We start from the raw sequence: 18,772 nt of genomic DNA on the forward strand, positions 1-18,772 counted from the left end.
AAGTACCTCCCTTCCTGCGTCACGGTTATTTATCCAAAATCTCGCCGGATTTTTTCGCATAGCGCACTTTTTTGCCATCGACAATTTTATAGCCGATGCGCGTCGGTTCACCCGTTTTCGGGTCGAGCGGCATGACTTTCGAAACGTGGATCGGCGCTTCCTTCTCAATGATGCCGCCTTGCGGGTTCGCTTGCGACGGTTTCGCATGCTTTTTCACAATATTGACGCCCTCGACGATGACGCGGTTTTTCTTCGGAAACGCCGCTAGAATGACGCCTTGCTTGCCTTTGTCTTTGCCGGAGATTACTTGCACTTTATCGCCTTTTTTTACATGCATCGCATTCGCACCTCCTTGAAACGCTGTTCCGTTCCATTAAATAACTTCCGGAGCTAAAGAAATGATTTTCATGAAGTCTTTATCGCGCAATTCACGGGCAACCGGTCCGAAAATCCGCGTGCCGCGCGGGCTTTTGTCATCACGGATGATGACGCAGGCGTTTTCGTCAAAGCGGATGTACGAGCCGTCCGGACGGCGCACCCCGCGTTTCGTACGAACAACAACTGCTTTCACGACTTGACCTTTTTTAACAACGCCACCTGGTGTCGCATCTTTGACCGTCGCCACAACGACGTCGCCGATGTTCGCATAGCGGCGACCCGAGCCTCCGAGCACTTTAATGACAAGCACTTCGCGTGCACCAGAGTTATCAGCTACTTTCAAGCGAGATTCTTGTTGAATCATCGACGAAACCTCCTTTCGGAATTATCTCTCCGAACTAAGTGAAGAACGATTACAGAACAACCGCTTTTTCGATGACTTCCACTAAGCGGAAGCGTTTTGTGGCCGACAGCGGGCGAGTTTCCATAATTTTCACGATATCGCCGACTTTAGCGATGTTATGTTCATCATGCGCCTTATATTTTTTCGAATATTTCACGCGTTTGCCGTACAGCGGATGTTTTTTGTACGTTTCGACCAACACGGTGATCGTTTTGTCCATTTTGTCCGATACAACCCGCCCGACGTACACTTTGCGTTGATTGCGTTGGCTCATTCCACAAACCTCCTCTCAAACACATTATTTATTGGCAGCGAGCTCACGTTCGCGAATAATCGTTTTCATGCGGGCGATGTCTTTGCGCACTTGGCGGATGCGCGCCGTGTTTTCCAATTGACCTGTGGCCAGTTGGAAGCGAAGGTTGAACAATTCTTCCTTCAACGCTTTAATTTTTTGTTCGATCTCGGCAGTGGTCAACTCACGGATTTCTTTCGCTTTCATTACGCTTCACCACCAGTTTCTTCACGTTTTACAAATTTGCATTTGATCGGAAGTTTGTGAGAAGCGAGACGCAATGCTTCACGTGCCACTTCCTCAGAAACACCGCCCACTTCAAACATCACTTTGCCTGGTTTGACAACGGCGACCCAGCCTTCCGGCGCCCCTTTACCAGAACCCATCCGCACTTCAAGCGGTTTTGCCGTATACGGTTTGGATGGGAAAATGCGGATCCATACCTTCCCGCCCCGTCTCATGTAACGGGTCATCGCCCGACGGGCTGCTTCGATTTGCCGGTTCGTAATCCAAGCTGATTCTAATGCTTGCAACCCAAATTCACCGAAATGAACTTCCGTGCCGCCTTTCGCCCGGCCTTTCATCCGTCCGCGATGTTCACGGCGATATTTGACGCGTTTTGGCATTAACATGATTATTTTCCTCCTTCCTCAGCTTTTTTCTTGGTCGGAAGGACTTCTCCACGATAAATCCATACTTTCACGCCGATTTTTCCGTACGTCGTATCGGCTTCTGCTGTTCCATAGTCAATGTCAGCGCGCAGCGTATGGAGTGGAACCGTCCCTTCGCTGTAATGCTCCGAACGAGCGATGTCAGCCCCGCCCAAACGGCCGGATACCATCGTTTTGATCCCTTTCGCCCCAGCGCGCATCGCACGTTGGATCGCTTGTTTTTGCGCCCGGCGGAACGATACGCGGTTTTCAAGCTGACGAGCGATATTTTCAGCAACAAGACGTGCATCCAAGTCCGGTTTTTTGATTTCTACAATGTTGATATGGACGCGTTTACCGGTCAATTGCGCGAGCGCTTTGCGGAGCGCTTCCACTTCCGAACCGCCTTTCCCGATGACCATGCCCGGTTTGGCGGTATGGATCGTTACGTTGACGCGGTTGGCTGCCCGTTCAATCTCCACGCGGGAGACGGCCGCGTCTTGCAGGCGTTTGCTAATGTATTCACGGATTTTCAAGTCTTCGTGCAACAGATCTGCATAGTCTTTTTCCGCATACCATCTCGATTCCCAGTCACGAATGATGCCGATGCGCAGACCGATCGGGTTGACCTTTTGACCCACGGATTATCCCTCCTTCTTTTCTGAAACGACGATCGTAATATGGCTTGTGCGTTTGTTAATGGCGCTTGCCCGTCCCATGGCGCGCGGACGGAACCGTTTCAGCGTCGGGCCTTCGTCGACATACGCTTGAGTAATGACCAAGTTGTTGACGTCCATGTCATAGTTGTGTTCAGCGTTGGCGACTGCTGATTTCAACACTTTCTCAATGATCGGGGAAGCTGCTTTTGGTGTATGGCGCAAAATAGCGAACGCTTCGCCCACTTCTTTCCCGCGAATCAAGTCAATGACTAAGCGCGCTTTACGAGGAGCGATGCGAACGGTTCTTGCAACAGCTTTGGCTTGCATATCTAGAACCTCCTCTCATTACCGTTTCGTTTTCTTGTCATCGCCAGCATGGCCGCGGAACGTGCGCGTCGGCGCAAATTCGCCGAGTTTGTGCCCGACCATGTCTTCCGTGATGTAGACCGGAACATGTTTGCGGCCATCGTACACCGCGATCGTATGCCCAACAAACTGCGGGAAGATCGTCGAACGGCGAGACCACGTTTTGATCACTTGTTTTTGCCCTGTTGCATTCAGTTTTTCGATTTTTTTCATCAAATGCTCATCGCAAAACGGACCTTTTTTCAAGCTGCGACCCATAAGTGAACCTCCCTTCTGAATTGCGCTCGTTCATTATTTCTTGCGGCGACGGATGATGAATTTATCCGATTTGTTTTTCTTTTTGCGTGTTTTGTATCCAAGCGTCGGTTTGCCCCATGGCGTCATCGGCGATTTGCGTCCGATTGGCGCTTTCCCTTCACCACCGCCGTGCGGATGGTCAACCGGGTTCATAACCGAACCGCGAACTGTCGGGCGAATCCCCAACCAGCGGGCGCGTCCTGCTTTCCCGATGTTGACAAGTTCGTGTTGCTCGTTGCCGACTTCACCAACCGTTGCACGGCATTTGCCTAAAATCATGCGCACTTCGCCGGAAGCCAAACGAACGATGACGTATTTTCCTTCTTTCCCGAGCACTTGCGCCGACGTACCAGCTGCACGCACCAATTGTCCGCCGCGGCCCGGTTTCAGCTCAATATTGTGGACGAGCGTACCGACTGGGATGTTCTCAAGCGGAAGCGCATTGCCGATTTTAATGTCCGCATCCGGACCGGACATGATTTCCATGCCGACTTTCAAGTTTTTCGGCGCGATAATGTAGCGTTTTTCACCGTCTGCATAGTTGATGAGCGCGATATTGGCAGAACGGTTCGGATCGTATTCAATCGTAGCAACGCGTCCTGGAATTCCGTCTTTGTCGCGTTTAAAGTCGATAATCCGATATTGGCGTTTATGGCCGCCGCCTTGATGGCGCACCGTAATTTTCCCTTGATTGTTGCGGCCCGCCTTTTTCTTTAACGGAGCAAGCAGCGATTTTTCTGGCTGATCCGTCGTAATTTCCGAGAAATCAAGCACCGTCATGCCGCGACGGCCGTTCGATGTCGGTTTGTACTTCTTGATCGCCATCGGAATGTCCCTCCTTCATCGTTTATGTTACACTTCAAACAGTTCGATCTCTTTGCTGTCCGGCGTCAGCGTGACGATCGCTTTGCGGCGGCGGTTCGTATAGCCGCTGTAGCGGCCGACGCGTTTAAATTTCCCTTTATAGTTCATGATGTTCACTTTGGCTACTTTAACGCCAAAAATTTTCTCGACGGCGTCTTTCACTTCCGTCTTGTTCGCTTTGACGTCGACCTCAAACGTATATTTTTTTTGCCCGATCAAATTCATTGTATTTTCCGTGATGATGGGGCGCTTAATAATGTCGCGGGGGTCTTTCATTATGCAAGCACCTCCTCTACTTTCTCCACGGCCGCCTTCGTAATGACGAGTTTGTCATGGTTGAGCACATCGAGCACATTGATGCCGTTGGCTGCCACCACTTTGACGCCTGGAATGTTGCGCGCCGACAGATATACATTCTCATTCAGCTCGTCGGTCACAATGAGTGCTTTCCGATCCACTGAGAGATTGTTTAAAATTTTGACCATTTCCTTCGTCTTCGGTGCTTCAAGCGACAATTGATCCAATACAACGATGTCGTTTTCGAGCACTTTCGAAGACAATGCCGATTTGATCGCTAAACGGCGAACTTTTTTCGGAAGTTTGTAGCTGTAGCTGCGCGGAACTGGACCAAAGACCGTACCGCCGCCGCGCCATTGCGGAGCGCGAATCGAACCTTGACGGGCGCGTCCTGTCCCTTTTTGGCGCCATGGCTTGCGGCCGCCGCCGCTCACTTCAGCGCGGTTTTTCGTTTTATGCGTTCCTTGACGCATCGAGGCGCGTTGCATAATCACTGCTTCAAACAACACATGCTTATTCGGTTCAATCCCAAAAACGGCGTCGTTCAACTCGATTTCGCCGACCGTCTGACCGTTTTGGTTGTATAATGCTACTTTTGGCATTACGTAGTTCCTCCTTTCTTGGCCGGATGTTATTTCGCCTTCTTCGCCGCTTTCACGGCGCTTTTGACGATGACTAAGCCTTTTCTCGGACCCGGCACATTGCCTTTAATGAGCAGCAAGTTGCGCTCCGGATCCACTTTCACGATTTTCAAGTTTTGGATCGTCACGCGCTCACCGCCCATGCGGCCCGGCAAGTTTTTCGTTTTGAAAACGCGGTTTGGCGCGATGGACCCCATCGAACCCGGACGGCGATGATAACGGGAACCGTGAGCCATTGGTCCGCGTGATTGACCGTGGCGTTTGATCGCCCCTTGGAAACCTTTCCCTTTCGAAATGCCCGTGACATCGACAATTTCGCCTTCGCTGAAAATGTCAACTTTCACTTCTTGGCCAACTTCATATTCATCGATGTTGGCGCCGCGGATTTCACGAATGAAGCGCTTAGGTGCCGTGTTAGCTTTGGCAGCATGGCCAATTTGCGGTTTATTGGCGCGTTTTTCGCTAATATCTTCAAAACCTAATTGGATCGCTTCGTAACCGTCGTTTTCGATCGTTTTCTTTTGCAGGACGACGTTCGGCGTCGCATGGATGACGGTTACCGGAATCAAATCGCCATTTTCCGCAAATATTTGCGTCATACCGATCTTTCTTCCTAAGATTCCTTTCGTCATGTGTCACACCTCCCAGTCGATCAAAGTTTAATTTCAATATCAACGCCCGACGGCAAATCGAGACGCATTAACGAATCAACCGTTTGCGGAGTCGGGTTGATGATGTCGATCAAACGTTTATGCGTCCGCATTTCGAATTGTTCACGGGAGTCTTTGTACTTATGAACGGCGCGCAAGATCGTATACACCGTTCTTTCCGTCGGCAGCGGGATCGGCCCCGACACTTTTGCCCCGGAACGTTTTGCGGTTTCCACAATTTTCTCCGCCGATTGGTCTAAAATTCGATGATCGTAAGCTTTTAAACGAATGCGAATTTTTTCTTTTGCCATTTGGTTTCCCTCCTTCTTCGCCTATTTTGAAAATAGACTTCTCCACGGAAATTTCCTGCACACCGCCGTGGCAAAGCGGCCGGGTGTGTCAGCAACCTTCCGCTTCATCGCAGTCAAAGACCAACATTTGATATTATACTGGTATGTAAGCAAGATTGCAAGTGATTTCTTTGCTTTTCCCACACTTCTTCTATTATACATAGCCGCCATCCCGTTTTCAACACAGCCGCCAATCTGACGGTCAAGATGGCATCAAAAAAAGGATGTCCATTGCTGGACACCCTTTTTTGCCGTGATTACTCGATGATTTCCGATACAGAGCCAGCGCCGACCGTACGGCCGCCTTCGCGGATTGAGAATTTCGTACCTTCTTCGATCGCGATCGGGGCGATCAGTTCCACCGTCATTTCAACGTTGTCGCCAGGCATAACCATTTCGACGCCTTCCGGAAGCGTGATAATGCCCGTTACGTCCGTCGTACGGAAGTAGAATTGCGGACGGTAGTTCGAGAAGAACGGAGTATGGCGTCCGCCTTCTTCTTTCGTCAGGACGTATACTTGCGCTTTGAATTTCGTGTGCGGCGTGATCGAACCAGGTTTCGCCAATACTTGGCCGCGCTCGACTTCATCACGAGATACGCCGCGGAGAAGCGCACCGATGTTGTCGCCAGCTTCCGCTTGATCGAGAAGTTTGCGGAACATTTCTACACCCGTAACGGTCGTCGTTTTCGGCTCATCCGACAAACCGATGATTTCAACCGGGTCGCCAACTTTCAACGTACCGCGTTCAACACGGCCTGTTGCAACCGTACCGCGGCCCGTGATCGAGAAGACGTCCTCGATTGGCATCATGAACGGTTTGTCCACTTCACGTTGCGGCGTCGGGATGTATTCGTCAACCGCATTCATCAGTTCAATGATTTTTTCTTCCCATTGCGGGTCGCCTTCAAGCGCTTTTAATGCCGAACCTTTGATGACCGGCACTTCATCGCCTGGGAAGTCGTATTCAGAGAGAAGATCGCGAACTTCCATTTCAACAAGTTCAAGCAATTCTTCGTCGTCCACCATGTCGCATTTGTTCAAGAATACAACGATGTACGGAACACCGACTTGGCGGGAGAGAAGAATGTGTTCGCGCGTTTGCGGCATCGGACCGTCAGCCGCCGAGACAACAAGGATCGCGCCGTCCATTTGCGCCGCGCCCGTGATCATGTTTTTGACGTAGTCAGCGTGGCCCGGGCAGTCAACGTGCGCATAGTGGCGAGCATCTGTTTCATACTCGACGTGCGCCGTCGAAATCGTAATCCCGCGTTCACGCTCTTCCGGAGCAGCGTCGATTTGGTCGTACGCTTTTGCTTCGGCTTTCCCTTGTTTCGCCAAAACCGTCGTGATCGCAGCTGTCAACGTCGTTTTCCCGTGGTCAACGTGGCCGATCGTGCCAATGTTGACGTGCGGTTTCGTGCGCTCAAATTTCGCTTTAGCCATGAGAGATATCCTCCTTAAAAGTAAGATATGAATTTATATGGTTGGGTAAGTATAGGATGCTTGGGAACAAAATGTTCCCAAGTCTTACTTACATAAGTATTTATAGCGAAACTAGCAAGAGAAATCAATTATTCGCCTTTATTTTTTTTGATAATTTCATCGGCGATGTTTTTCGGAACTTCTTCATAGTGGTCAAACACCATCGAGAACGTTCCGCGTCCTTGCGTGTTCGAACGGAGCGATGTCGCATAACCGAACATTTCAGCCAACGGCACCATCGCCCGGACGACTTGGGCGTTGCCGCGCGCTTCCATCCCCTCGATGCGGCCGCGACGGGACGTGATGTCGCCCATGATGTCACCGAGGTACTCTTCAGGGATGACGACTTCGACTTTCATGATCGGTTCCAAAAGAACCGGATCGCACTTCGTCGCGGCGTTTTTCAATGCCAAGGAAGCAGCGATTTTGAATGCCATTTCGCTCGAGTCGACATCGTGGTACGATCCGTCAAACAGTTTCGCTTTAATGTCGACAACCGGATAGCCGGCTAAGACGCCGTTTTGCATCGCTTCTTCCAATCCAGCTTGGACGGCCGGCACATACTCTTTCGGAACAACCCCACCGACGATGGCGTTCTCGAATTCGAAGCCTTTGCCGCGCTCGTTCGGCGAGAATTCGATCCAAACGTGGCCGTATTGACCGCGGCCGCCGGATTGACGGATGAATTTGCCTTCGACTTGCGCCGATTTGCGGAACGTTTCGCGGTAGGCAACTTGCGGCGCCCCGACGTTCGCTTCGACTTTGAACTCGCGGCGCATCCGGTCGACGATGATGTCAAGATGCAACTCGCCCATTCCGGAGATGATCGTTTGTCCCGTTTCCGGGTCGGTGTGAGCGCGGAAAGTCGGGTCTTCTTCTTGCAATTTTTGCAGCGCTTGGCTCATTTTGTCTTGATCGGCTTTCGACTTCGGCTCGATTGCCACCGAAATGACCGGTTCTGGGAATTGCATCGACTCTAAAATGACAGGATGCTTCTCATCACATAGAGTATCACCGGTCGTCGTATCTTTTAAACCTACCGCTGCGGCAATATCACCGGCATAGACTTTCGAAATTTCTTGACGGTGGTTCGCGTGCATTTGCAACAAGCGGCCGATCCGTTCGCGCTTCCCTTTGGTCGTGTTCATCACATATGAACCGGAATCAAGCGTTCCAGAGTAGACGCGAATAAACGTCAATTTCCCGACATACGGGTCAGTCATGATTTTAAATGCCAAAGCGGCAAACGGAGCGTCATCGCTTGCTTCACGTGTCACTTCTTCTTCGGTATCCGGAACGACGCCGCGAATCGCCGGGATGTCAACCGGAGACGGCAAGTAGTCGACAACGCCGTCAAGAAGCAGCTGAACACCTTTGTTTTTGAATGCCGAACCGCAGAAGACCGGGAAGAATTCAACGCTGATCGTCGCTTTGCGGATCGCGGCCTTCAGCTCTTCCGTCGTGATTTCTTCCCCTTCCAAATATTTCATCATTAATTCTTCGTCCAGCTCAGCGACCGCCTCAATCAGCTTGTTATGGTACTCTTCTGCCATATCGCGGTATTCTTCCGGAATGTCAATGCGCTCAATGTTTTTGCCAAGCTCATCATGGTAATGGTACGCGCACATTTCAACCAAGTCGATAATGCCGGAGAATTGATCTTCAGCGCCGATCGGCAGTTGCACCGGATGGGCATTTGCTTGCAGGCGGTCATGGAGCGTTTTCACCGAATACAAGAAATCGGCGCCGATTTTATCCATTTTGTTGACGAACACGATCCGTGGGACGCCATATGTCGTCGCTTGGCGCCAAACGGTTTCCGTTTGCGGTTCAACACCCGATTGCGCGTCTAAGACTGTGATGGCCCCGTCCAATACGCGCAACGAACGCTCAACCTCGACCGTAAAGTCGACGTGCCCCGGCGTGTCGATGATGTTGATGCGATGGCCTTTCCATTGCGCCGTTGTCGCCGCCGACGTGATCGTAATTCCGCGCTCTTGTTCTTGTTCCATCCAGTCCATCGTTGCCGCACCTTCATGCACTTCCCCGATTTTATGAACGCGGCCGGTATAGAACAAGATCCGTTCAGTCGTCGTCGTTTTCCCGGCGTCAATGTGCGCCATGATCCCTATGTTGCGAGTGTTTTCTAAGGAGAACTCTCTTGCCATAGTGGTTATTTTCTCCTTCCTTCAAATATGAAATATAAGTAGATGGCGCCGCCATCGATGGCGCAATCCCCTTGTCTTTGAAGTTGTCCCACGCGCGACCGGAAAGGCCGCAATATATAGGAAGATAGGTGAATAGGCAACCGCAGTGCCTCCTCACCTATTTCCTTTAGGCGACGCTCCTTACCAGCGGTAATGGGCAAACGCGCGGTTCGCTTCAGCCATTTTATGTGTATCTTCGCGTTTTTTCACCGCTGCACCCGTGTTGTTGGCAGCGTCCATAATTTCATTTGCCAAGCGCTCTTCCATCGTTTTTTCGTTGCGAAGACGTGCATATTGCACGAGCCAGCGCAAACCGAGAGAAACGCGGCGGTCCGGACGAACCTCGACCGGAACTTGGTAGTTCGCCCCACCAACGCGGCGAGCGCGCACTTCCAACACCGGCATAACGTTTTTCAACGCTTGCTCAAACACTTCCATTGGATCTTTACCCGTGCGCTCACGGATAATATCAAACGCGGTGTAAAGAATTTTTTGCGCTTTTGATTTTTTGCCGTCGATCATAATTTTATTGATCAAACGGGTAACAAGCTTCGAATTGTAAATTGGATCTGGCAGTACGTCACGTTTAGCAACAGGGCCTCTACGTGGCATAGTGTTTCCTCCCTTCAGGAAAACATTCTCTTCATTTCATTATTTTTTCGCTGCTTTTGGTTTTTTCGCGCCGTATTTCGAACGACCTTGCATCCGGTTCGCTACGCCTGCAGCATCCAGCGCCCCACGGATGATATGGTAGCGTACCCCCGGCAAGTCTTTGACACGTCCGCCGCGGATGAGCACAACGCTGTGTTCTTGCAAGTTATGGCCGATCCCCGGAATGTACGCCGTAACTTCAATCCCATTTGTCAAGCGGACACGGGCGTATTTCCGCAACGCCGAGTTCGGTTTTTTCGGCGTCATCGTGCCGACACGCGTGCAAACGCCGCGTTTTTGCGGAGACGACACATTCGTTTGCTCTTTTTTGAAGCTGTTATACCCTTTGTTCAACGCAGGGGATTTCGATTTAACGACTTTTTTCTCGCGTCCTTTGCGGACCAATTGGTTGATTGTAGGCATGAAAAGATCCTCCTTTCGCATGCATCGTTTAAGCCCACATATCCAGGTGGTTCATCGTTTATGCAAATAAAGGTTTTAGGGGAGAAAGGCAAAACGTTACCGAAGGATCGCCACCGCGGCCGCACCGACTTGGATTTTGCACGCCTTGCCAAGCTTTTTCATCGAATCGACTTTTGTGACCGGCACGTTTGCCTCATTGGCGGCGGCGGTCACTTTTTCGATGATCGGCAAGTCGGCATCCTCCGCCACGATCACTTCCGCTGCTTTCCCTTCCTTTAAAGCCCTTATCGTTTGTTTGGTTCCAATGACAATTTTTCCAGCCTGTAATACTTTTTCATAAGACATGTAACATATCCTCCAAAGTACCAGGTTGTTGGAACACCTTTATTAGACTACCATTTTCTTTGTCAATTGTCAACTGGATTTTTAATTAGATGATGGCCGGCCAAGGAGCGCCTTAGCCGGCCACTTGGTTCGCGTTATTTGGACGACACCGTGTCGCTAGCCGTTTCCTTTTTGACGGCCGGCTTCACTTTCCGGTAGCGGGCCATACCGGTTCCAGCCGGGACGAGTTTGCCGATAATGACGTTTTCCTTCAAGCCAAGCAGTTCATCACGTTTTCCTTTGATGGCCGCATCCGTCAAGACGCGCGTCGTTTCTTGGAACGAAGCAGCCGACAAGAACGAATCCGTCTCAAGCGACGCTTTCGTGATGCCGAGCAACACCTGGCGGGCCGTCGCCGGCCGTTTCCCTTCGCGAAGAGCTTTGGCGTTGACATCCGTAAACTGGTGGACATCCAACAGCGTGCCCGGCAGCACATCGGTGTCGCCGGCATCGATGACGCGCACTTTGCGCAGCATTTGCCGCACCATGACCTCGATATGCTTATCGCTGATTTCCACCCCTTGCATCCGGTACACTTTTTGCACTTCACGAAGCAAGTACTCTTGAACGGATGTAATATCGCGCACGCGCAACAACTGTTTCGGGTCGACCGAGCCTTCTGTCAGCTCTTGGCCGCGTTCGACGCGCTGACCTTCTTCGACTTTCAGCCGCGCGTTGTACGGCGCTACATACGTACGCGTTTCGACCTCGCTTTGCACGACGATTTCATATTGGTTGTCGCGCGTTTCATTAATCGAAATAACCGTGCCGTCGATTTCAGAAATGACCGCTTGCCCTTTCGGGTTGCGCGCTTCAAACAGCTCTTGCACCCGCGGCAAACCTTGAGTGATATCGTCGCCGGCGACGCCGCCTGTATGGAACGTCCGCATTGTCAGCTGCGTGCCCGGCTCGCCGATCGACTGAGCGGCGATAATGCCGACGGCTTCGCCAACTTCGACGTCCATGCCGGTCGCCATGTTGCGGCCGTAACATTTTTTGCAGACGCCATGGCGCGTGTTGCAGGCGAATACGGAGCGAATCCATACTTCCGTAATGCCGGCTTTAATGATCTCATTGGCGATATCTTCGGTGATCATCTCGTCTTTGCGGACGATCACTTCGCCCGTTTCCGGATGGCGCACCGTTTTGTGCGCATAGCGGCCGACAAGCCGCTCTTCAAGCTTGACGACAACTTCCGTGCCATCCGTCAGCGCCCGCGCCAAAATGCCGCGGTCGGTGCCGCAATCTTCTTCGCGGACGATGACGTCTTGGGCCACGTCGACAAGGCGGCGCGTGAGATAGCCTGAGTCGGCCGTTTTGAGCGCCGTATCCGCCAATCCTTTTCGCGCGCCGTGCGTCGAGATAAAGTATTCCAACACCGTCAAGCCTTCGCGGAACGACGACTTGATCGGCAGCTCAATGATCCGGCCGGCCGGGTTGGCCATCAAACCGCGCATCCCCGCAAGCTGCGTAAAGTTCGACGCGTTCCCGCGCGCTCCGGAATCGCTCATCATAAAGATCGGGTTGCGTTTATCAAGCGACTTCATCAACCGGTCTTGAATTTTGTCTTTCGCCGCGCTCCAGATGGAGATGACGCGCTCGTACCGCTCTTCGTCGGTAATCAACCCGCGGCGGAACTGCTTCAAAACCGTATCAACTTTCGCTTGCGCTTCATCCAAAATTTCTTGTTTTTCCGGCAGGACGACGATATCGGCCACGCCGATCGTGATGCCGGCCTTCGTCGAATATTGGAAGCCAAGGTCTTTCATGCGGTCGAGCATCTTCGATGTTTCGGTGATTTTGAACCGTTTGAACACTTCAGCGATAATTTGCCCGAGCACTTTTTTCTTAAACGGCGGCACGAGTTCGCGCTTGCGAATTTCTTCGCGCACGTTGACCCCTTTGTCAAGGAAGTACTTGTCCGGCGTCCGCCCTTCAATGTTTTCCGTCGTCGGCTCGTTGATGTACGGGAACGAATTCGGCAAAATTTCGTTGAAAATGAGCTTGCCGACGGTCGTTAAGAGCAACTTGTTGTTTTGCTCTTCGGTAAACGTTTCGTTTTTCAGCGAACCGGCATGAATGGCAATGCGCGAATGGAGATGGACGTAGCCGTTATGGTAAGCAAGCAGCGCCTCGTCCGTGTCTTTGAACACCATGCCTTCGCCGATGGCTCCCTCGCGCTCCATCGTCAAGTAGTAGTTGCCCAACACCATGTCTTGTGATGGTGTCACGACCGGCTTCCCATCTTTCGGGTTCAAAATGTTTTGCGCCGCCAACATCAACAAGCGCGCTTCGGCTTGCGCCTCAGCTGACAGTGGCACGTGCACCGCCATTTGGTCGCCGTCAAAGTCAGCGTTGTACGCCGTGCAAACAAGCGGATGAAGACGGATCGCCCGCCCTTCCACAAGCGTTGGTTCAAACGCCTGAATGCCGAGACGGTGCAGCGTCGGGGCGCGGTTTAACAGCACCGGATGTTCTTTAATGACATCTTCCAGCACATCCCATACTTCCGGATGGACGCGCTCGATTTTCCGTTTCGCGCTTTTAATGTTGTGCGCCAAGCCCCGCTCGACAAGCTCCTTCATAACAAACGGCTTGAACAACTCTAGCGCCATTTCTTTCGGCAAGCCGCATTGGTACATTTTCAAGTTCGGGCCGACGACGATGACGGAACGGCCGGAATAGTCCACGCGCTTGCCGAGCAAGTTTTGCCGGAAGCGGCCTTGCTTCCCTTTCAGCATATGAGAAAGCGATTTTAACGGACGGTTCCCCGGACCGGTCACCGGACGGCCGCGGCGGCCGTTATCGATCAAAGCATCAACCGCCTCTTGCAGCATTCGCTTCTCATTTTGGACGATAATGTTCGGCGCACCGAGATCAAGCAGCCGTTTCAGCCGGTTGTTGCGGTTGATGACGCGGCGGTACAAATCGTTCAAATCCGATGTTGCAAACCGCCCGCCGTCAAGCTGAACCATCGGGCGCAACTCCGGTGGAATGACCGGCAGTACATCAAGCACCATCCATGCCGGATCGTTCCCTGAACTGCGGAACGCTTCAAGCACTTCAAGCCGCTTAATGATGCGGGCGCGCCGTTGCCCTTGCGCTGTTTTCAGCTCTTCTTTCAGCGCGGCCACCTCTTTATCCAAATCAATGTCTTGGAGCAGCTTTTTGATCGCCTCCGCCCCCATCGACGCTTGGAACGATTGACCGTACTTCTCGCGATAGGCGCGGTATTCCTTTTCCGACAACAGCTGCTTTTTCTCAAGCGGCGTATCACCCGGGTCGGTGACGACATAGGATGCAAAATAAATGACCTCTTCGAGCGCCCGCGGCGACATGTCAAGAACCAATCCCATCCGGCTCGGGATGCCTTTGAAATACCAGATGTGCGAAACCGGGGCGGCGAGCTCAATATGGCCCATCCGTTCGCGGCGGACTTTCGAGCGCGTCACTTCGACGCCGCAGCGGTCGCAGACGACGCCTTTGTAGCGAACGCGTTTATATTTGCCGCAATGGCATTCCCAGTCTTTCGTCGGACCGAAAATGCGCTCGCAAAACAAGCCGTCTTTTTCCGGCTTTAACGTCCGATAGTTGATTGTCTCCGGCTTTTTGACTTCGCCATATGACCAAGAACGAATTTTCTCCGGGGAAGCGAGCCCAATTTTCATGTACTCAAACTTATTGACATCTAGCAAGGGGTATACCTCCCTTTTTGATCCGTCGGTTTTCCGTTCGCTCAAGCGGCCAATGGCGGGGAACAACTCCCCGCCTGGCCGTTATGGCCGGTTTATTCTTTCGTCACCGCATCTTTCTCTTCGCCGGCTTCTTCCCGTTCGGCCGGTTTGACGTCCACCATGATGGCATCCGGTGCATGGTCATCATCATCATCAAAGTTTTCCATGTTCACTTCTTGTTCATCGCTCGTCAAAATCGTGACGTCCATGCCCAAGCTTTGCAACTCTTTGATCAACACTTTAAACGACTCCGGCACACCCGGCTCCGGAATGTTTTCCCCTTTGACGATCGCCTCGTACGTTTTGACACGGCCGACGACATCGTCGGACTTGACGGTCAAAATTTCTTGCAGCGTGTATGCCGCCCCATACGCCTCAAGCGCCCATACTTCCATCTCACCAAAGCGCTGGCCGCCGAACTGCGCCTTGCCGCCGAGCGGCTGTTGAGTGACGAGTGAGTACGGGCCGGTGGAACGGGCATGAAGCTTGTCGTCGACCATGTGGGCGAGCTTGATCATGTACATGATCCCAACCGACACGCGGTTATCAAACGGTTCACCCGTCCGTCCGTCATACAGCACCGTTTTTGCATCGCGCGCTAGACCTGCCTCTTCGAGGATGTTCCAAACGTCTTCCTCCGTCGCCCCGTCAAAGACCGGGGAGGCGATGTGCAGGCCGAGTTTTTTCGCCGCCATGCCAAGGTGCAGCTCAAATACTTGCCCGATGTTCATCCGCGACGGAACGCCGAGTGGGTTTAACATGATGTCAATCGGCGTGCCATCCGGCAAGAAGGGCATATCTTCCTCCGGCAAAATGCGGGAAATAACCCCTTTGTTTCCGTGGCGGCCTGCCATTTTGTCGCCCTCGGAAATTTTCCGCTTTTGCACAATATAGACGCGCACCAGTTGATTGACACCCGGCGGAAGCTCGTCGCCGTCTTCGCGGTTGAACACTTTCACGTCAAGGACGATGCCGCCGCCGCCGTGCGGGACGCGCAACGACGTATCACGCACCTCGCGCGCTTTTTCGCCGAAGATCGCGTGCAAAAGCCGCTCTTCCGCCGTCAGCTCGGTCATTCCTTTTGGCGTCACTTTGCCGACGAGCAAGTCGCCGTCTTTGACTTCTGCGCCGATGCGGACGATGCCGCGTTCATCCAAGTTTTTCAGCGCATCCTCGCCGACGTTTGGAATGTCGCGCGTAATTTCTTCCGGACCGAGTTTCGTATCGCGCGATTCGGCTTCATACTCTTCAATATGAATTGATGTATACACGTCTTCTTTGACGAGCCGTTCGCTCATGATGATCGCGTCTTCGTAGTTGTAACCGTCCCATGTCATAAAAGCGACAAGCACATTGCGGCCAAGCGCCAATTCGCCCTTATCCATCGACGGGCCATCGGCCAAAATTTCGCCCTTCTCAACGATATCGCCTTTTTTCACGATCGGCCGCTGGTTGTAGCACGTGCCTTGGTTCGAACGAACGAATTTCAGCAACCGATATTTATCTAGATCACCCTTGACTTCTTTGCCGTCCACTTCAATCAGCCGACGCACCCAAATTTCCTTTGCTTCGACGCGCTCGACGATGCCGCGGTGCTTGCAAATGACCGCTGCGCCCGAGTCTTTCGCCGAAACATACTCCATCCCCGTGCCAACGATCGGCGCTTCGGGTTCCAACAGCGGCACGGCTTGCCGCTGCATGTTCGCTCCCATCAGCGCGCGGTTCGAGTCGTCGTTTTCCAAAAATGGGATGCACGCCGTCGCTGCCGAGACGACTTGCTTCGGCGAAACGTCCATGTAGTCGACGCGATCGCGCTTGACGACGATGTTCTCGCCGCGGAAACGGGCGACAACGTTTTCTTCAAGGAACGTGCCGTCCTCCGCAAGCGGTACGTTCGCCTGCGCTACAACGTAATTGTCCTCTTCATCGGCTGTCAAATAATCGATTTGGTCCGTCACCCGCCCTGTTTCCGGATCGACGCGCCGGTATGGCGTTTCAATAAAGCCGAACTTGTTCACTTTCGCGTAAGTGGACAGCGAGTTGATGAGTCCGATGTTCGGACCTTCCGGCGTTTCAATCGGACACATCCGCCCGTAGTGCGAATAGTGAACGTCGCGCACCTCAAACCCAGCGCGCTCACGTGTCAATCCGCCAGGGCCAAGCGCGGACAGACGCCGCTTGTGCGTCAGTTCGGCCAATGGGTTCGTTTGATCCATGAACTGTGACAGCTGCGAGCTGCCGAAAAACTCTTTGATCGCCGCGATCACTGGGCGGATGTTGATCAGCTGCTGCGGCGTAATCGTGTTCGTATCTTGGATCGACATGCGCTCGCGCACGACGCGCTCCATGCGCGACAGGCCGATGCGGAATTGGTTTTGCAATAGTTCGCCGACCGAACGGAGGCGGCGGTTGCCTAAATGGTCGATGTCATCCGTATCGCCGACGCCGTGGAGCAAGTTGAAGAAATAGCTGATCGACGCAATGATGTCAGCCGGTGTAATATGTTTGACATCCTCGGCGATGAAGCCGTTGCCGATGACGTTGATCACTTTTTCGCCATCCGGGTCATTCGGGGCATAAATTTTGATCGTTTGCACCGAAATGTCCCCGTCCACCACCCCTTCGGCCGGGCGGTATGTCTGTAAGCCGACCCCTTTTTCCAAATACGGGAGCAGGCGATTCAGCGTTCGGCGGTCGATCATCGCTCCAGCTTCGGCGATGACTTCCTTGGTTTCGGGATCAATGATCGTTTCCGCGAGCCGCTGATTGAACAGGCGGTTTTTAATATGAAGTTTTTTATTGATTTTATAACGGCCTACGCTCGCCAAGTCATAGCGCTTCGGATCAAAAAAGCGCGACGCCAGCAAATTTTTCGCATTCTCAAGCGTCGGCGGCTCTCCCGGACGAAGACGCTCGTAAATTTCAATCAACGCTTTTTCCGTGCTGTCGGTATTATCTTTTTCAAGCGTATTGCGCAAGTATTCGTTGTCGCCGAGCAGATCGATGATTTCTTGGTCGGAGCTGAACCCAAGCGCACGGAGAAGCACCGTAACGGGCAGTTTACGGGTGCGGTCGATGCGAACGTAAACGACGTCTTTCGCATCGGTTTCATATTCAAGCCATGCGCCGCGGTTCGGAATCACTGTCGCCGAGTAGCCGCGTTTGCCGTTTTTATCAACTTTGTCGCTGTAATAGACGCTTGGCGAACGGACGAGCTGGGAAACAATGACGCGTTCCGCCCCATTGATAATAAACGTTCCGGTTTCCGTCATGAGCGGAAAATCGCCCATAAACACGTCTTGTTCTTTCACTTCGCCCGTTTCTTTATTAATCAAGCGAACTTTGACGCGAAGCGGCGCCGCATATGTAACGTCGCGTTCTTTCGCCTCTTCGACCGTATATTTCGGTTCTCCTAAACTATAGTCGATAAATTCAAGCGAGAGATTGCCGGAAAAGTCTTCAATCGGGGAAATTTCCCTAAACATTTCCCGCAGCCCTTCATCGAGAAACCATTGGTAGGAGGACGTTTGAATTTCGATCAAGTTCGGCAATTCCAGCACTTCGCTGATGCGTGCATAGCTTCTGCGTTGGCGGTGTCGCCCGTATTGAACTAGTCGGCCTGTCAAGAGTGATTCACCCCTCAAATGTAGACATTAGTGAAAACCGGAACCGGAACAGCTCCATCATCCGCTCTGCTCAGCAATCAATGCCTTCAAGGCGGACTGGCCGCTCCGTCATTCCGGGGCAAAGCACTAGGCATGCATGCGGCCGGCCCCCGCCATCCGGGCGGAAACGGCTTCGTTGCGTGCACCACCGTTTCATTTAGGGGATTTAACACGCTCCCGGCGCGAGGAAACCAGGCGTTGAGTTGAATGGAGAAAAAAAGAAAATGGTTTCTATTCCAATAGAAAACCATATGGTTCGTTGTTTATTGATTTTATCATTGTTTCCATTGCGTCCAAACTCACATTTCGCACCCTCCCAACGAAAATCGGGAGGATTTTTTCGTTCCGATGTCGAATGAATCCTTGACACACAAGGA

The 18,772-nt window shown here is 52.4% G+C and carries 20 protein-coding genes; all 20 read right to left on the reverse strand.

The window, feature by feature from the left end:
• Positions 1-25 precede the first annotated feature (25 nt).
• Positions 26-337 carry a 50S ribosomal protein L24 gene (gene rplX, locus CWI35_RS09825; protein WP_011229631.1) on the reverse strand — a complete coding sequence of 104 codons (312 nt, stop codon included), beginning with the start codon at positions 335-337 and terminating at the stop codon, positions 26-28.
• A 36-nt stretch (positions 338-373) separates the two neighbouring features.
• Complete coding sequence (rplN, locus tag CWI35_RS09830; protein ID WP_011229630.1) at positions 374-742, reverse strand: 50S ribosomal protein L14; 369 nt, start codon at positions 740-742, stop codon at positions 374-376.
• Positions 743-791: 49 nt separating this feature from the next.
• A complete protein-coding gene (gene rpsQ, locus CWI35_RS09835) occupies positions 792-1,055 on the reverse strand; it encodes a 30S ribosomal protein S17 (protein ID WP_011229629.1) in 264 nt (87 codons plus the stop codon).
• Between the two features lie 24 nt (positions 1,056-1,079).
• Positions 1,080-1,280: a 50S ribosomal protein L29 gene (rpmC, locus tag CWI35_RS09840; protein ID WP_011229628.1), complete on the reverse strand. Its 201-nt coding sequence runs from the start codon at positions 1,278-1,280 to the stop codon at positions 1,080-1,082.
• Positions 1,280-1,705: a 50S ribosomal protein L16 gene (gene rplP / locus CWI35_RS09845; RefSeq protein ID WP_011229627.1), complete on the reverse strand. Its 426-nt coding sequence runs from the start codon at positions 1,703-1,705 to the stop codon at positions 1,280-1,282. Before rplP ends, rpmC begins: the two co-directional genes overlap by 1 nt.
• A 2-nt stretch (positions 1,706-1,707) precedes the next feature.
• Positions 1,708-2,364 carry a 30S ribosomal protein S3 gene (rpsC, locus tag CWI35_RS09850; protein ID WP_011229626.1) on the reverse strand — a complete coding sequence of 219 codons (657 nt, stop codon included), beginning with the start codon at positions 2,362-2,364 and terminating at the stop codon, positions 1,708-1,710.
• A 3-nt stretch (positions 2,365-2,367) separates the two neighbouring features.
• Entirely contained in the window at positions 2,368-2,709 is a 342-nt protein-coding gene (gene rplV / locus CWI35_RS09855) for a 50S ribosomal protein L22 (RefSeq protein WP_011229625.1), read from the reverse strand.
• Positions 2,710-2,727: 18 nt separating this feature from the next.
• Positions 2,728-3,006 (reverse strand): 30S ribosomal protein S19, encoded by a 279-nt coding sequence (rpsS, locus tag CWI35_RS09860; protein ID WP_011229624.1) that lies wholly within the window; start codon positions 3,004-3,006, stop codon positions 2,728-2,730.
• Positions 3,007-3,039: 33 nt separating this feature from the next.
• Entirely contained in the window at positions 3,040-3,870 is an 831-nt protein-coding gene (rplB, locus tag CWI35_RS09865) for a 50S ribosomal protein L2 (RefSeq protein WP_011229623.1), read from the reverse strand.
• Between the two features lie 27 nt (positions 3,871-3,897).
• Positions 3,898-4,185: a 50S ribosomal protein L23 gene (gene rplW / locus CWI35_RS09870; RefSeq protein WP_011229622.1), complete on the reverse strand. Its 288-nt coding sequence runs from the start codon at positions 4,183-4,185 to the stop codon at positions 3,898-3,900.
• Entirely contained in the window at positions 4,185-4,808 is a 624-nt protein-coding gene (gene rplD, locus CWI35_RS09875; RefSeq protein WP_011229621.1) for a 50S ribosomal protein L4, read from the reverse strand. Before rplD ends, rplW begins: the two co-directional genes overlap by 1 nt.
• A 29-nt stretch (positions 4,809-4,837) precedes the next feature.
• Positions 4,838-5,479: a 50S ribosomal protein L3 gene (rplC, locus tag CWI35_RS09880; protein WP_011229620.1), complete on the reverse strand. Its 642-nt coding sequence runs from the start codon at positions 5,477-5,479 to the stop codon at positions 4,838-4,840.
• A 20-nt stretch (positions 5,480-5,499) separates the two neighbouring features.
• Entirely contained in the window at positions 5,500-5,808 is a 309-nt protein-coding gene (rpsJ, locus tag CWI35_RS09885; protein WP_008881945.1) for a 30S ribosomal protein S10, read from the reverse strand.
• Positions 5,809-6,104: 296 nt separating this feature from the next.
• Positions 6,105-7,292: an elongation factor Tu gene (gene tuf, locus CWI35_RS09895; RefSeq protein WP_011229619.1), complete on the reverse strand. Its 1,188-nt coding sequence runs from the start codon at positions 7,290-7,292 to the stop codon at positions 6,105-6,107.
• Positions 7,293-7,420: 128 nt separating this feature from the next.
• Positions 7,421-9,499, reverse strand: coding sequence for an elongation factor G (fusA, locus tag CWI35_RS09900; protein ID WP_021322059.1), 2,079 nt, complete (start codon positions 9,497-9,499; stop codon positions 7,421-7,423).
• A gap of 180 nt (positions 9,500-9,679) precedes the next feature.
• A complete protein-coding gene (gene rpsG / locus CWI35_RS09905) occupies positions 9,680-10,150 on the reverse strand; it encodes a 30S ribosomal protein S7 (RefSeq protein ID WP_011229617.1) in 471 nt (156 codons plus the stop codon).
• Positions 10,151-10,189: 39 nt separating this feature from the next.
• Positions 10,190-10,612 (reverse strand): 30S ribosomal protein S12, encoded by a 423-nt coding sequence (rpsL, locus tag CWI35_RS09910; protein WP_011229616.1) that lies wholly within the window; start codon positions 10,610-10,612, stop codon positions 10,190-10,192.
• 96 nt (positions 10,613-10,708) lie between these two features.
• Positions 10,709-10,957: a 50S ribosomal protein L7ae-like protein gene (locus CWI35_RS09915; protein ID WP_011229615.1), complete on the reverse strand. Its 249-nt coding sequence runs from the start codon at positions 10,955-10,957 to the stop codon at positions 10,709-10,711.
• A 134-nt stretch (positions 10,958-11,091) separates the two neighbouring features.
• Entirely contained in the window at positions 11,092-14,691 is a 3,600-nt protein-coding gene (rpoC, locus tag CWI35_RS09920; RefSeq protein ID WP_021322058.1) for a DNA-directed RNA polymerase subunit beta', read from the reverse strand.
• 92 nt (positions 14,692-14,783) lie between these two features.
• Positions 14,784-18,356, reverse strand: a complete 3,573-nt coding sequence (gene rpoB / locus CWI35_RS09925; protein ID WP_011229613.1) for a DNA-directed RNA polymerase subunit beta — start codon at positions 18,354-18,356, stop codon at positions 14,784-14,786.
• Positions 18,357-18,772 lie beyond the last annotated feature (416 nt).

It is taken from the genome of [Bacillus] caldolyticus, from assembly GCF_003595605.1.
GTDB lineage: Bacteria > Bacillota > Bacilli > Bacillales > Anoxybacillaceae > Geobacillus > Geobacillus thermoleovorans.